The organism is Chryseobacterium phocaeense (assembly GCF_900169075.1).
In the GTDB taxonomy this organism is placed as follows: domain Bacteria; phylum Bacteroidota; class Bacteroidia; order Flavobacteriales; family Weeksellaceae; genus Chryseobacterium; species Chryseobacterium phocaeense.
The window spans coordinates 217,947-232,265 of record NZ_LT827015.1 but is presented as its reverse complement, the minus strand read 5'-3'; the positions used below and the strand labels follow the sequence as shown (position 1 = coordinate 232,265).

Sequence of the window (14,319 nt, the reverse complement as noted above, 5' to 3'; positions counted from 1 at the left end):
TTTATTTACAACTACTTTTTATTCCACGGTTACTGATTTTGCTAGGTTCCTCGGCTGGTCTACATTGGCTCCACGGTATACAGCAATGTAGTAAGCAAGCAGCTGCAGAGGCACTGAAGCAACGATTGGCGAGAAACATTCTGAGGTCTCAGGAATTTCAATCACATAATCTGCCATTGAGCTTACCTGCTGGTCTCCTTTATTTACTACAGCAATCACTTTTCCTTTTCTGGCCTTGATTTCCTGTACATTGCTCACAATCTTGTCATAATGTCCTTTTTTAGGCGCTATAATTACGATCGGCATATTCTCGTCAATAAGGGCGATAGGACCGTGCTTCATTTCTGCTGCAGGATACCCTTCGGCGTGAATGTAAGAGATTTCTTTCAGTTTCAGAGCTCCCTCCAGTGCTGCAGGATAGTTGTAACCTCTTCCCAGATAAAGGAAGTTGGTGGCATTGACAAAGTCTTTTGCAATATTCTGTGTAAGCTCATGGGTAGCGCTCAGGACTTCTTCAATCTTTTTAGGAATAGCATCCAGTTCAGAGATTAAGCTCATGAATTCAGCATTTCCTAAGTTCCCGTTATGTTTTCCTAATTTAAATGCAATTAAAGTAAGGATGGTAAGCTGGGCAGTAAAAGCTTTTGTAGAAGCCACCCCAATCTCAGGACCCGCATGGGTATAAGAACCTGCATCGGTAATTCTTGCAATGGAAGAATCCACCACATTACATATACCATAAATAAATGCTCCTTTTTCTTTAGCCAATTTCAAGGCGGCCATCGTATCCGCAGTTTCTCCGGACTGGGAGATTGCAATTACCACATCTTTATCTGTAATAATAGGGTTTCTGTATCTGAATTCCGAAGCGTATTCCACTTCTACAGGAATCCTTGCATACTCTTCAATAAGATATTCCCCGATAAGACCTGCATGCCATGAAGTTCCACAAGCAATGATGATGATTCTGTTGGCATTCTTGAATTTCTCCACATGATCCCAGATTCCGGCCATTTTAATCACCCCTTCGTCTACAAGAAGTCTTCCTCTCATGGTATCGTGGATCGATTTAGGCTGTTCAAATATCTCTTTAAGCATGAAGTGCTCATAGCCACCTTTTTCAATCTGCTCAAGGCTTAATTTCAGCTCCTGGATCTCAGGTTCAATTTTTGAGTTATCATTAATGGTTCTGATATCTACTCCATTTTCCAATGAAATAGTAGCCATATGACCTTCTTCAAGATAGATCGCTTCTTTTGTAAATTCCACGAAAGGAGATGCATCAGACGCAATGAAATATTCTTTATCTCCGATACCGATTGCCAGCGGAGAACCTAATCTTCCTACCACCAGTACTCCCGGATAATCTTCGTGAAGCACCGTAATGGCATATGCTCCGTATACTTCATTCAAGGCATATCTTACCGCCGTAGGGAAATCTATTCCGGCATTTACATCCATGAAATACTGGATCAGGTTGACCAAAACTTCCGTATCTGTTTCAGATTTGAAAGTAAAGCCCTTTTCGGTAAGCATGGTTTTAATGGTATCATAGTTTTCTATAATTCCATTATGCACAAGCGCTATTTTTCCGTTATTTGATAAATGCGGGTGGGAATTTCTATCACTTGGAACCCCGTGTGTAGCCCATCTTGTATGCCCCATTCCTATTTTGGCTGTGCCTTTCAGCTGAGCTGAAATATTCACCAAATCATCTACCTTGCCTTTTGTTTTTTCTACTTCAAATTTTCTGTCTGAGCCTTCTAAAACAATTCCGGCACTGTCATACCCTCTGTATTCTAATCTTCTAAGACCGTTGATTACAATTTCATACGCATCCTGAAATCCTGTATATCCTACAATTCCGCACATATTTTGTCTAGTGTTTGTTATTTTTTATTCGGTACTATTTTTTAGTTCCGTAAGTGATTTTTAATTGAATTCTGTTGGGATTACCTGCATCTGACCCTACAAAAACACCTCTTTCCGTAGCAAATGCCCTCTCCGTAAATCTATACCCAACTCTGCCGTTATCTGACAAAATAAACTTACCGACGTTAAGCAATAGTGGCTTATTTTCTTTGGTGGTTCCGTCTGCAGCTTTTTCCACAATATCTTTTACTGTTTTGGTTACTGTAAATTCATAATAAGAAGGATTTTTATCCAGATCATATGAGTTTATCCAGCTAAAACCTATAGAAGTATCAGTAAGGAAGTCTTTAGGAGTATATATTCCTGACCCTGCCGCAGTTTCCGTTAAAGGCAGAAGAGTGAAATTATTAGCTGTCCTTTTATACTTATTGTTCCAAGTAGCCAGATCTGTATAGATTCTGATCTTGGCACTTACAATGGCTGCCTTGTCATTTTGATACAATGTTTTAAGCTTGTCAATTGTTTCAGCAGGAATCTTCACATGTACTGAAGGCCCTCCCATTCCCTGAAGATAAAGTTTAGGGTCACCGGTAGTTGTATTGATCATCCCTTTTGCAGTTTCCCATGCAGAGCCTGCTCTGTTGTATTCATATTGGCCAATACGTGCATTTCCAACCGTTCCTGCAAGAGAGAATTTGAATGTAGACTGCGGTCTTGTAATGGTCCCGTTATCATTTTTCTCGTTGGTGTAATACATGATAATTTCCATATTATCCGGAGGTATCTGTAAAAGATATCCGTCAATATCGGTTACAGAAAGTCTGATTCCTTTAAAATATCTTGTAAAGTTCGCCGCATCCATAAGTTCCGGCTTACCGTTTTTGTCAAGAATCTTGGTCTGGAAAAAATCTTTGTTCAAACGGATTCTAAGCCCCGGATCTGAAGTAAATACAGATGAATTATCTGATTTCTTGGTAATTGTTTTAGCGGTAACTCTTCCTTCAAGAATACCGGACCCTAAAGCTTCACCGGTACCTACAGTAATATTCGAATACTTGAAAGCATCCGTATTACCATCCAGGTAGGTTGTAATTTCATCCACATTGATATGCATCAAAGTGTGAGATCCTCCTGTACCTAACTTTGTTTTACCATATTTATAATCAAAACTGGTAGGATATGTTTTAATCTCCGTAGAAACCGGTACATTTTCAGTTCCTATCAATAACGTTTCGTCTTTCGCAGGTCGTGTCACAATGGAATCTGCAGCGGAAGACACAAGAGGCTTCATCACAAATACCACAGAATCTACTTTTGGAGTCTTTCCGAAATCAAAATTATCGGTACTCATTCTCAGCTGGGTAAGGAATGATGCTCTCTGCATACCAAACTGTCCTTCAGAAAAAGCTCCCAACACAGCAAGAGATGAAGTTGTTGATGTCCCGGAAATCGCGCTTATCAATCTACCCGCATCACTTCGGATAGAATCATTATTATTAACATTATAGGCAATAAGGTCGTATGAAGTTACATTACCTTCTGCAGCACCATCCACAAACAGCTGTTCTCCCAGCGAATCTGCTTCCGGTTCACAATTATACAGAAGGGCACTCCCGAAAACCGCCATAAAAAACATGGCTAAGGTCCTTTTAACAGTATGAGTCATTAAAAAAGTGTTTTTAATAAAGTTGGTTAATAGAATCTACGTCTACATATTCTGACTTCGGAGCTGTGGTTTCATTGAACCCTTTATCCAGATCTTCATCCAGAAATTCATCTCCTTTTACCACCATGTCTACGTAATTCATACTTTCGATTACAAAGCTTTTGATTGTTGGATTATCTAACGCCTTTAATCCTGAAATATTATCGAATGCCAATTTTTCAGAGATATTTTTATCCAGATCAGCGTCTTTCTCATTATATAGGGAAAGAACAATTTTAGCGTCCTTGAAATATGTATCAGATTCGTAGTATGTTTTAAGGTAAATAGGAACGAAGGAAGACATCCATCCGTTCAGGTGAATCACATCCGGAACCCAGTTCAGTTTCTTGATGGTTTCAATAACTCCTCTGGCAAAGAAAATCGCCCTTTCATCATTATCCGTAAAAGGATTTCCTTCATCATCCACATAATATTGCTTTCTTTTGAAGTATTCTTCGTTGTCTATAAAGTACACCTGAAGTCTTTCTCCCGGAAGAGATGCTACTTTGATGATCAGAGGCTGATCCAGATCATTGATAATAATGTTCATTCCTGACAGGCGGATCACCTCATGAAGCTGGAACTTTCTTTCACTTATTTGTCCAAATCTTGGCATAAAAACTCTTACATCATTGCCTTCATTGTGCATCTTAAGTGCCATTTTGTTTACCACTGCAGCCATATTTGTATCTTCCTGATATGGATACATCTCTGTAGTAATGTACAGTATTTTTTGATTCGGCATAAATTTCTATCTATATTTTTGTAAAAATGCTTTAATGTGCAAAATTACAAAAAAACATCCAACATTATTTTAATTAACATTATTTTACGATATTTCCTAATTTCAAATTGTTAAAAACACATATAATTATCTAATATTTTTAGTATTTTTGAATTAGTATTAAAATAAGCTATGGAAGTTATTAAGAATAAGAAAACCCTTCAGGATTTCATTGAAAGACAGAAGGAAATGGGAAAAAAAATAGGCTTTGCCCCTACTATGGGAGCACTCCATAAGGGCCATCTTTCCCTATATGAGGAGGCCAGAAAAGATAATGACCTGGTAATTTCTTCAATTTTTGTAAATCCAACTCAATTTAACAATCCCGAAGATCTGGAAAAGTACCCAAGAGATATCAACAGGGATATCCTTATTCTTGAAAATTCAGGATTAGTGGATGCAGTGTACATCCCTGAAGTAACCGATATCTACCCTGAAAAGGCCGTAAGCCAGCATTATGATTTTGACGGCCTGGAAAATGAAATGGAAGGAAAGTCAAGACCGGGACATTTTGATGGTGTAGGAACGGTAGTGGAAGAACTTTTCCACCAGATCCATCCTGACAATGCTTATTTTGGAGAAAAAGATTTCCAGCAGCTTGCCATTATCAGAAAAATGGTAGAAAAGAAGCAGCTTCCGGTAAAAATAACAGGCGTTCCCATTTACAGAGCAGAAAACGGCCTGGCACTGAGCTCAAGAAACCAAAGACTGCACGAAGACAGAAAAGAAGCTTCAAAAGTGATTTACCAGACCTTAATTAAGGTTAATGACTGGTTCAGGGCTGTAACCGTTCCTGAAATTAAAGATAGGGTAACGGATATTTTCGACCAGCAACAGGGAATGAAATTAGAGTATTTCCTGATCGCCGATGAAGAAACGCTTAAAGAAACTGATTTTTTCTATAAAGACAGAAATTACAGAGCATTCATCGTGGTTGTAGTGGATGGAGTGAGATTGATTGACAATATGCATCTTGATTAAAAATTAAACACGTGTTCAACAAAATAAGAACACCAACGTACAATAAATAAGCTCTGATCAATAGGATCAGGGCTTTTTATTTACACATTATCAATAAAATATCAGTTTAAACAAACTAATCAAAGACTGATTTGTTTAAGAGGCTGTGATGGCTCCGTTTATTCATTTGAAATTTGTTTGCAGTATTTGCGAAGATTAAAAACCAAAAAGTATCTGTTGGGTTTCCAGATTGTGATATAAGGCCGAAAAATATACTATAATTGTATAAAAAAATCAAAGGTCTCTTGCGGAGACCTTTGAAACACCAAATCACAAAATATTAATATGAAAAAAATTTACTTTTCAGTAAACTTGTGACCCGGCTGGGATTCGAACCCAGGACCCATACATTAAAAGTGTATTGCTCTACCAGCTGAGCTACCGAGTCGGTCACTTATTGACGACGCATTTCAACAGCGATCATCGTTTTTAAGAGGTGCAAAGATATAAATCTTTTTTTATTCTTGCAACATAAATTATAAAAAAAATCAAAGGTCTCTTACGAGACCTTTGAAACACCAAATCACAAAATATTAATATGAAAAAAATTTACTTTTCAGTAAACTTGTGACCCGGCTGGGATTCGAACCCAGGACCCATACATTAAAAGTGTATTGCTCTACCAGCTGAGCTACCGAGTCGGCCACAATTAAGAATAAATATAATGATTTATTTCTTAATTATCAATTTTTCTTTGCAGTGCCTGCGACTGGACTCGAACCAGCACATCCTTATGAAACCACCCCCTCAAGATGGCGTGTCTACCAATTTCACCACGCAGGCTAAAAATTACAAAAATCCAGTAATCTTTTTCGCTTGTGACCCGGCTGGGATTCGAACCCAGGACCCATACATTAAAAGTGTATTGCTCTACCAGCTGAGCTACCGAGTCGGTCACTTTGCAAACGATTTATATTTGAATAATATCCCTCGTTTTCAGTGGTGCAAAGATATGCGTTTTTTCGTTATCTCAAAACTTTTTTGCAAATTTGTTTAAAAAAAATTCATGGTTATTTCACTCATCGGATACATGGGATGTGGCAAATCTCACATTTCCAAAATTTTAAGCGACAAAATAAATTTCAGCCTCATAGACCTTGATAAGGAGATTTCCAGGAGAAATAAATTAACCATTCCTGAGATTTTCGAAAAAAAGGGAGAAATTCAGTTTAGAAAGCTGGAAAGGGAGGCGCTGGAAGAAATTCTTGCTTCGGAAGAAAATGTGGTTTTAAGCCTTGGCGGAGGAACCCCTGTTTACTACAATAACATGGAGCTCATCAATCACAATTCAAAAAGCATATTTTTAAGGGCATCAGTTAATACTTTATTTGAAAGGCTTTCGAAACAGAAAGAAAAAAGGCCTTTAATAGCCAATATTTCTGATGAAGATCTGCCGGAATTCATCGCCAAACATTTATTTGAAAGAAATGTATTTTACAGCAAAGCGCAATTTAGTGTGAATACGGATTCGAGAACGCCGGAAGATATTGTACAGGAAATAGTAGAAAAGCTCTATCTCTAGAGCTTTTTTATTTCTAATCTTCGTTTTCGGCAGCATCTTCAGTCTCTCCGAAGAAATCATCCCAGTCTGTAAAATCTGAGGTAACATCGTTGCCTACGTACTCATCCATCTCCCGTCTGTCTTTTTTGGTAGGTCTTCCTTCGCCTTTATTCCTGTAGTAATCCTGTGACATCTTGCGGAGTTTTAATAATTCATACTGATCTTTGTCCGTCACATCCTGTATATGAAGAGGAACCAGCTTGGCTCCCATCCTGCTTTTAGGAATCTGGATGACCTTTATTTTATAATCGATCTGATTTTTGCGGATTTTGATAATATCTCCTTCTTTTACCTCCTTAGACGACTTTACGGCAGAGGTTCCCACTGAAACTCTGTTCTTTTTAATTTCCTCTGTTGCAATAGTTCTCGTCTTATAAAAACGAATGCACCACAAAAATTTATCTATTCTCATAATTTTTTATACTTTTGCCGTTATATTATCTGTAAAGTAATTAAAGTTTTTTGAAATGAAAAAAATATTTTTATATATCCTTGCGGGATCTTTATGTTTTTCTGCATGTAAGAAAGATGATGAAGTTGAAACCTATAAAGAACCGGAAGACATTGCCGTTCAAAACAACTATGATGATCAGGCTATTAAGAAGTTTATGAACGAAAATTACCTGGATGCACAGGGAAATATAAAAGCTTTCAGTACTACGGACACCAGTGATGACAATGAAAAGAAGTTGATTGAGCTGCCTTATGAAACGCTTCCATCGGGAGTAATATACATTATGAGGACAGCGGCAGGATCACAACCTCCGGCTGACCAGGAGCAGGTCATTAAAACAGATGATATCCTTACACTTATGATCAGGGCTACCGCTTATTTAGCTACCGAATCAGACGGAAATGTTTCTTTCATTTCTTCATTGCCTATCAGCAATACCATTAATGTGAGCGGACTTCCCATGGTAGACCCGATGTATTATTATGCGAAAAAATCTATCCGGGACGCGGCAACAACAGGTGTGGCACAACAGAGAAGTTACTATGAGGTAGAAGGTTTCCGTGAAGCTATTCAGAAATTCAAAGCTTATAACAATCTTCCAAGCGGAAGTCCTTATAACCTTCAGGGAGTTATTCTGGTGCCTTCACGAGCAGCTTTCGCAAGAGATCCGCATTATCCGTATAATACACAATATTCTCTGAGAAATTACTCTATGATCTTTAATTTCCAGGTGTACGGAAGAAAAGACAGACCTGATGCTGAAAAATAAGTCATCTGAAACCATAAAGAAACCGCCCTCTTCTGAAGGCGGTTTTTATTTTTTTAAATTTTTAAGATCTTGCTTTCTGTTTTACGTTTCCTAAAATATCCGGGAAGTAAAGATCGGCCAGATGATCAAATTCATCTCCTCTCATAAACATGGTGGCATCTACTTCTTCGTAGGAACTTCTTCCTGCTGCAGCAATCAGCTCATTGCAGGTGTGCAGCGTATTTTTATGGAAATGATACACTCTTTCGCTCTTGTCTGTCACATCAAGACCTTTGATCAGCATTTTATCCTGGGTGGCAACTCCCGTAGGGCAATTGTTCGTATTACATCTTAAAGCCTGGATACATCCCAGTGAGAACATAAATCCTCTTGCGTTATTGCACATATCCGCTCCCATAGATATAGCCCTGAGAATATCCAAGCTGGTGAGCACTTTTCCACTGGCGATTACCCTTAATTTATTTCTTACATTATAATTATTAAGCGTTCTGTTGACAAAGATCAGAGCCGGTTCCAATGGCATTCCCACTCCATCCGAGAATTCAGGCGGCGCAGCCCCTGTTCCTCCTTCTGCCCCATCTATCGTGATAAAATCCGGGTAAATTTTTAAAACATTCATCTGTACACAGATGTCTTCAAATTCTTTGGTATCCCCGATACAAAGTTTAAAACCTATAGGTTTACCTCCTGAAAGTTCTCTCAGCTGCTGTACGAACCTCAGCAGACCCGGAGCATCGGAGAATGAAGTATGGGATGGTGGTGAAATTACGGTCATTCCAGGGGTGACGTGACGTATTTTTGCAATCTCAGGGGTATTCTTCACTCCCGGAAGCACCCCGCCGTGTCCTGGTTTTGCCCCCTGGGACAGCTTAATTTCGATCATTTTTACATTAGGCAGAGTAGCATATTTTTTAAATAATTCAGGATTAAATTTCCCTTCCTCATCGCGGCATCCGAAATATCCGGTCCCGATCTGCCAGCAAAGATCGCCTCCCTCCATATGATAAGGAGAAATTCCTCCTTCTCCCGTATTGTGGTAGAAATTTCCTTTTTTAGCTCCCCTGTTCAGGGACATCTGAGCCCTGTCACTTAACGCTCCAAAACTCATCGCCGAAATATTAAATAATGAAGCATGGTAAGGCTGCGTACACTGCTCACCTCCTACCCATACTCTCGGAAGTTCTTCTTTAGGGGATTTTGCATAAATGGAATGCTTGATCCCTTCATATTTTCTGTGGTTAACTTCTAACTGTGTTCCAAAGGCTACGGTATCACTCAGGTTTTTAGCCCGTCTGTACACGGCAGAACGCTGATTTCGGGGAAATGGCTTCCCATCTGTCTCCCTTTCGATGAAATACTGCTGCATTTCCGGTGAAATACTTTCGAAAAAGTACCTGAAGTACCCTAAAACCGGGAAGTTCCTCAAAATAGCATGTTTCGACTGGTAAGCATTGTAAACCCCCAATGCGTAAATGGCAGTTAACAGGATAGGTATCCAGTAATGCGCTCTGATCAGTAATGCGACGATCCATGTAGCAGTTACCAATACAATTCCCCAAGATAAGAACTTATCTCTCATGAATGTAGTATTTAAAGTTAAAATAAATTTAGTAGAAATTTTGCAAAAAGACTATGCTTTTGCTAAAAAACTTTCGAAGGATGATTGCACAGAAACCGTGCCATCTGACAGGATTTTTTCTAAATTTAGAAATTCAATCTGATTAACGAATGCGGGATCAAAATCTTTCTGGACTCTCACATAATTCTCTGTGAAACCATACATTTTGCCGTCTTTATTTTCGTGCTCCCAAAGAACCGGAAGCCTTTTCCCCAGCTGCGTCTGATAAAATGCCATTTTTTTCTTTTCAGAAAGTATTCTCAGCATTTTATTGCGTTTTTTTCTTTCCGGAATCGGTACTACACCGTCCATATCGGCTGCCTCTGTATTTTCTCTCTCAGAATAGGTGAATACATGGAGATAGGTAATAGGAAGCTCATTCAGGAAGTTATAGGTTTCCATGAATTTTTCTTCCGTTTCTCCCGGAAAGCCTACGATAACATCTACACCGATGGCTGCATCAGGCATTACCTCGCGGATTTTATTAACTCTGTCGTTATAAAGTTTCGTCAGATAACGGCGCTTCATTTTTTTCAACAGGTCATCACATCCCGATTGAAGCGGAATGTGGAAATGGGGTACAAAACTTTTGCTTCTGGAAACAAGCTCAATGCTTTCGTCTTTCAAAAGATTCGGTTCTATGGAGGAAATACGGATTCTTTCAATGCCATCTACCTGATCAAGCTCTGAAATTAAATCCAGGAACGTGTGTTCATGTCTTTTATTTCCGAATTCACCTTTGCCATAGTCTCCGATATTAACTCCTGTAAGAACAATTTCCTTAATGTCTCTTTCCGCAATTTCTTTAGCGTTTTTAAGAACATTTTCAATGGTATCGGAACGGGAAATACCCCTGGCCAAAGGAATGGTACAGTAGGTACACTTATAATCACAACCATCCTGTACTTTCAGGAAGGCTCTTGTTCTGTCTCCGATGGAATAGCTGCCGATAAAGAAATCGGTTTCTTCAATTTCACAGGAATGAACCACCCCATCACTTTCGGATTTTTCAAGATCATCCAGATAGCTTAATATATTGAATTTCTCTTTTGCTCCCAAAACAAGGTCCACCCCATCGATCTGTGAGATTTCTTCCGGCTTCAGCTGAGCATAGCATCCAACAATAACAACCAGCCCTTCCGGATTGGCTTTCATAGCTCTCTTTACGTGAAGTTTGCATTCACGGTCCGCGTTTTCAGTGACCGAACAGGTATTGATAACATAGACATCCGCTTTATCATCGAAGCTTACTTTATCATAACCTGCATCTGTCAATTGGCGGGCAATAGTAGATGTTTCCGCAAAATTTAATTTGCAGCCGAGGGTATGATATGCGGCAGTTCCGTGAAAAGTAGACATTGAATACTCCTGAATTTTCTGGGTGCAAAGATAGTAATTTTAATAAGAATTCTAAATTGATTCAATCTATTATTCTAACTGAGTTTGACATAAAACATTTTTCATGCTCAAGTAAGGAAGCCTGAAGCTGGAAGAGGGAAGTAATCCAGGTTTCAAAGGATTTATTTCTAACCTACATTAGTCTTTAAAAATAGGTGGGTCCTAAAATTTTGTGATAACTGTAAGAAATAACCAATCTGATAATAACTTTCATCATCCTTCTTCCAGCTTCCATCTTGTTATAGCAGGCTATTTATATTCATCCCGTACTTCCGGGCTGTTTTGAAAGCATACCGGAGATGAATTTGAAACTGATTCATTCGAGGAAAATTTATCTTTCATTTCATTATTGAATTCCTGAGACTTATTTCTTTCAATAGAAAGTGTTTTCCAGTCATGATCTTTTATCATTTTCGCAATATAAACGATCTGCCCGATGTGATACGGGTAATGAGCCAGCTGCCTGCAGACTGCATCCATCACAGAATGGGGTTCGCCCCGCAAATAAACAATGTGATGTAAATTTTCATCATTAATCTGATTCAACCCGTCAAAAAGACATTTCCAGCCGGTTTCCCAGTATTCAATGACCTCCTGCTTTGACTTAAACGTATTGATAAATTCATCATCCCTGTTCCTCCACGGCTTCTCCCCGTCTTCCGTGAGAAAATTGGTCCATCTTGAAAGCATATTTCCGGCGATATGTTTTACAATAACTGCAATGGAATTGCTTTCATCATTGTACTGCCAGAAAATCTGCTCATCTGAAAGCTGTGCAAATGATTTGTCCCCGAGTGATTTATAGTACGTAAACCGTTTTATAAAAAGATCTTTCATTTTTTCCTTTATTAATCGAACTAATGTAAAATTATTTTAACAACAAAACCACTTCTTTCGAAATGGTTTTGTCTATATAGTTTATTATTAAAAAGCTTAATCCCTGTTTTTAACAACAATCCATCCTGAATACTTAACAGGTGTACTCATTTTATCGTTCTCATTCCAGCCTACAGTATACCAATAGTTTCCGGTAGGGACTTTTACTCCGTTTTTGCTGGTTCCATTCCATTTATAACCGGTTGATTTATCCAACTGGAAGATCATATTTCCATAACGGTCGAAAATATTCATCATCAGATTTTTCTTATTTGCCAGCGCAGAATAATCAATAACATCATTGTATCCGTCATCGTTAGGTGTAATGACATTCACGAGATTAGGCACCACAATGCTGATGTCAATAGGATCACAATCATAGGAATCTTTCACAAATATGGTGGCATCGCCTCTTTTAACATTATTAAATACATTAGAATCCTGCCAGTTGATATTATCCATTGAATATTTATAAGCTGGCGTACCTCCTATTACATAAACGGTCACAGTAGTATTTGAAATATCAATATTTGAAACAACAGGCTGTTCGGACGGATATACTTTTACATGCTGAATAACGGTACAGTCTCCTGTTTTGAGTTTCACCCAGTAAGTTCCTACTCCTACATTGGTAATGGACTGGGTAGTAGCTCCCGTACTCCATTCATACCCGTTGAAACCCGGCCCGGCATCCAGCGTGGTCTTATCTTCTACACAGATCGTTTTATCCTTAAGAGTTGCGGAATAGACCGGTGGAATAACCACCAAAGTGATTTTAGCAATATTGTAACATCCCTGGGCATTGGAAACACGCACATACACTACACCGTTAGGCGCAGGATAGGCCAATGCTAGTGGTCCTGGTATTTCATTTGTCTGGTTCACGGCATCCGTCTCGGAACGGTAATATTTCTTGGTTGCCCCAAGCTGTGTCGTCACAGAAGCAACAGTAAGGTTAAACAACGCTGTAGCCGGTTCAGTCTCTACAGAGCATGACCTTAAGGTAGCATCATTCACCAATACGATGGGATGGAATTTTAAGAAGATCTGAGCTATCGCGCTGCATCCGAATGGAGAGGTTACCTTCACATAAATAGTTCCTTCAGCGGAGGTAAATGCCATCGGAGTTGTGATCTCATTTATCCCGGCATTCAGATCGGGAAGACTGTTATAATATTTCTTGGTTACGGCAGGGTCTGCAATAATATCCGCTGTTGTGAGGTCATATAAAGCTGTTCCTGCATTATTGTTGTTGCATTGCGTTAATGTCGCATTTTTTGTTGTGATCCTTCCGTCTCTGAACTTAAATATCCCAATCTGTTTACATTTATTAAGCGGACTGTTTGGATTGGACGGATCGGTATAGCTTATACTGTAATAATAGGTAGCTGTCATACTCACTACCGTAGGAACGGTGATGGCATTATTTCCGGTAAGCGCGTCATTCTGACTGGTGTGATAGCTTATCGTGAAATTAGGATTTCCATTGAGAATTCCTGCAGACAATGTAGAAAAGTCAAACAAAGGAGGGTTTACACATACCACCACTTCTCTCGGATCAGCAGGATTAGCAGCCGGAACTCCAGGAGGATTGAATGGATAAGGCTGAGTATTCGGGTCTGTAAAAGGAGAAGCCAGCGTTGCAGTACCTCCCCAGGTAAGTGAAAACGGAGCCGTTGTACTGCTGGTACTGCTCACCCAGTTGTCAATAAACAGATAATACGTCTGCCCCGGCAAAACATCCATATATTTACAATAAGGTGTCGATGATCCTCCGATAGCATTGGTAATGGTACTGGTCATGTTTAGTCCTGTATTCGGTCCGGGCCCTATTACTGTTGCCGCATTACAACGTATGGGAGCACCTAAGGCTGCACAGGTTACATTCGGTCCAAAAATTGCCCAGTCATAATCTGCATCCGGATCATTCGGGATAAGATCAAAAGTAAGTGTTCCCCCTGTAGCAATGGTAATTCTATACCAGATAGAATAATGTTCACCGGCTGCATCTATACAGGTTCCGGAATTGACCATTTCTTTGATGTCTCCATATCCTGTAGGGTTATATGTAATAGTTGAATTCCCGCAGACGGCCAAAGCAGTGGCGCAATCTGCCTGGGCCAATAAGACCCGCGAAATACCGAAAAAAATAATGAGTAAAAGTTTTTTCATAGATATATTGTTTTTAGTTAGTGTGATTTTACAACCATATGATATGCACTACTTTACAATGCACATCAAATATACCTATTAATTTAATCA

At 39.1% G+C, this 14,319-nt stretch carries 11 protein-coding genes and 4 tRNA genes; 3 read left to right on the top strand and 12 right to left on the bottom strand.

Translation table 11 applies throughout. The annotated features are described in order from the left end of the window. Nucleotides 1-18: 18 nt before the first annotated feature. The 3 genes from glmS to B7E04_RS07905 are packed head-to-tail and all read right to left on the bottom strand — an operon-like array spanning nucleotide 19 to nucleotide 4,322. Nucleotides 19-1,872 (bottom strand): glutamine--fructose-6-phosphate transaminase (isomerizing), encoded by a 1,854-nt coding sequence (gene glmS / locus B7E04_RS07915; RefSeq protein ID WP_080778164.1) that lies wholly within the window; start codon nucleotides 1,870-1,872, stop codon nucleotides 19-21. Between the two features lie 34 nt (nucleotides 1,873-1,906). After that, on the bottom strand, nucleotides 1,907-3,538 hold the full coding sequence (locus tag B7E04_RS07910) for a DUF4270 family protein (protein WP_080778163.1): 1,632 nt from the start codon (nucleotides 3,536-3,538) through the stop codon (nucleotides 1,907-1,909). 13 nt (nucleotides 3,539-3,551) lie between these two features. After that, on the bottom strand, nucleotides 3,552-4,322 hold the full coding sequence (locus tag B7E04_RS07905) for a glycogen/starch synthase (protein ID WP_080778162.1): 771 nt from the start codon (nucleotides 4,320-4,322) through the stop codon (nucleotides 3,552-3,554). 171 nt (nucleotides 4,323-4,493) lie between these two features. On the opposite strand from B7E04_RS07905, the gene panC reads away from it, so the two are divergent. Then, entirely contained in the window at nucleotides 4,494-5,342 is an 849-nt protein-coding gene (gene panC, locus B7E04_RS07900; protein WP_080778161.1) for a pantoate--beta-alanine ligase, read from the top strand. 354 nt (nucleotides 5,343-5,696) lie between these two features. Here the strand turns inward: panC and B7E04_RS07895 are convergent. From B7E04_RS07895 to B7E04_RS07880, 4 genes are all read right to left on the bottom strand, one after another. After that, nucleotides 5,697-5,769 (bottom strand) — tRNA-Lys (locus B7E04_RS07895). 180 nt (nucleotides 5,770-5,949) lie between these two features. Beyond that, a tRNA-Lys gene (locus B7E04_RS07890) sits at nucleotides 5,950-6,022 on the bottom strand. Between the two features lie 59 nt (nucleotides 6,023-6,081). Next, nucleotides 6,082-6,164, bottom strand: a tRNA-Leu gene (locus tag B7E04_RS07885). A 36-nt stretch (nucleotides 6,165-6,200) separates the two neighbouring features. Then, nucleotides 6,201-6,273, bottom strand: a tRNA-Lys gene (locus tag B7E04_RS07880). A 114-nt stretch (nucleotides 6,274-6,387) separates the two neighbouring features. Here B7E04_RS07880 and B7E04_RS07875 point away from each other — a divergent pair. Further along, the gene (locus B7E04_RS07875; protein WP_080778160.1) at nucleotides 6,388-6,903 is read left to right on the top strand and encodes a shikimate kinase; all 516 of its coding nucleotides are present in this window, start codon (nucleotides 6,388-6,390) and stop codon (nucleotides 6,901-6,903) included. 13 nt (nucleotides 6,904-6,916) lie between these two features. Here B7E04_RS07875 and B7E04_RS07870 read toward each other — a convergent pair whose 3' ends face one another. After that, nucleotides 6,917-7,354: an RNA-binding S4 domain-containing protein gene (locus B7E04_RS07870; RefSeq protein WP_080778159.1), complete on the bottom strand. Its 438-nt coding sequence runs from the start codon at nucleotides 7,352-7,354 to the stop codon at nucleotides 6,917-6,919. A 55-nt stretch (nucleotides 7,355-7,409) separates the two neighbouring features. Here B7E04_RS07870 and B7E04_RS07865 point away from each other — a divergent pair, with 55 nt between their 5' ends. Then, nucleotides 7,410-8,165, top strand: a complete 756-nt coding sequence (locus B7E04_RS07865; RefSeq protein WP_080778158.1) for a hypothetical protein — start codon at nucleotides 7,410-7,412, stop codon at nucleotides 8,163-8,165. Nucleotides 8,166-8,226: 61 nt separating this feature from the next. On the opposite strand, the gene B7E04_RS07860 is transcribed toward B7E04_RS07865, so the two are convergent. From B7E04_RS07860 to B7E04_RS07845, 4 genes are all read right to left on the bottom strand, one after another. Next, nucleotides 8,227-9,744: an FMN-binding glutamate synthase family protein gene (locus B7E04_RS07860; protein WP_062652869.1), complete on the bottom strand. Its 1,518-nt coding sequence runs from the start codon at nucleotides 9,742-9,744 to the stop codon at nucleotides 8,227-8,229. A 51-nt stretch (nucleotides 9,745-9,795) separates the two neighbouring features. After that, the gene (gene mtaB, locus B7E04_RS07855) at nucleotides 9,796-11,142 is read right to left on the bottom strand and encodes a tRNA (N(6)-L-threonylcarbamoyladenosine(37)-C(2))-methylthiotransferase MtaB (RefSeq protein ID WP_080778157.1); all 1,347 of its coding nucleotides are present in this window, start codon (nucleotides 11,140-11,142) and stop codon (nucleotides 9,796-9,798) included. Nucleotides 11,143-11,430: 288 nt separating this feature from the next. Continuing rightward, a complete protein-coding gene (locus tag B7E04_RS07850; protein ID WP_080778156.1) occupies nucleotides 11,431-12,018 on the bottom strand; it encodes a DUF1572 family protein in 588 nt (195 codons plus the stop codon). A gap of 96 nt (nucleotides 12,019-12,114) precedes the next feature. After that, entirely contained in the window at nucleotides 12,115-14,229 is a 2,115-nt protein-coding gene (locus B7E04_RS07845; RefSeq protein ID WP_080778155.1) for a T9SS type B sorting domain-containing protein, read from the bottom strand. Between the last annotated feature and the right edge of the window lie 90 nt (nucleotides 14,230-14,319).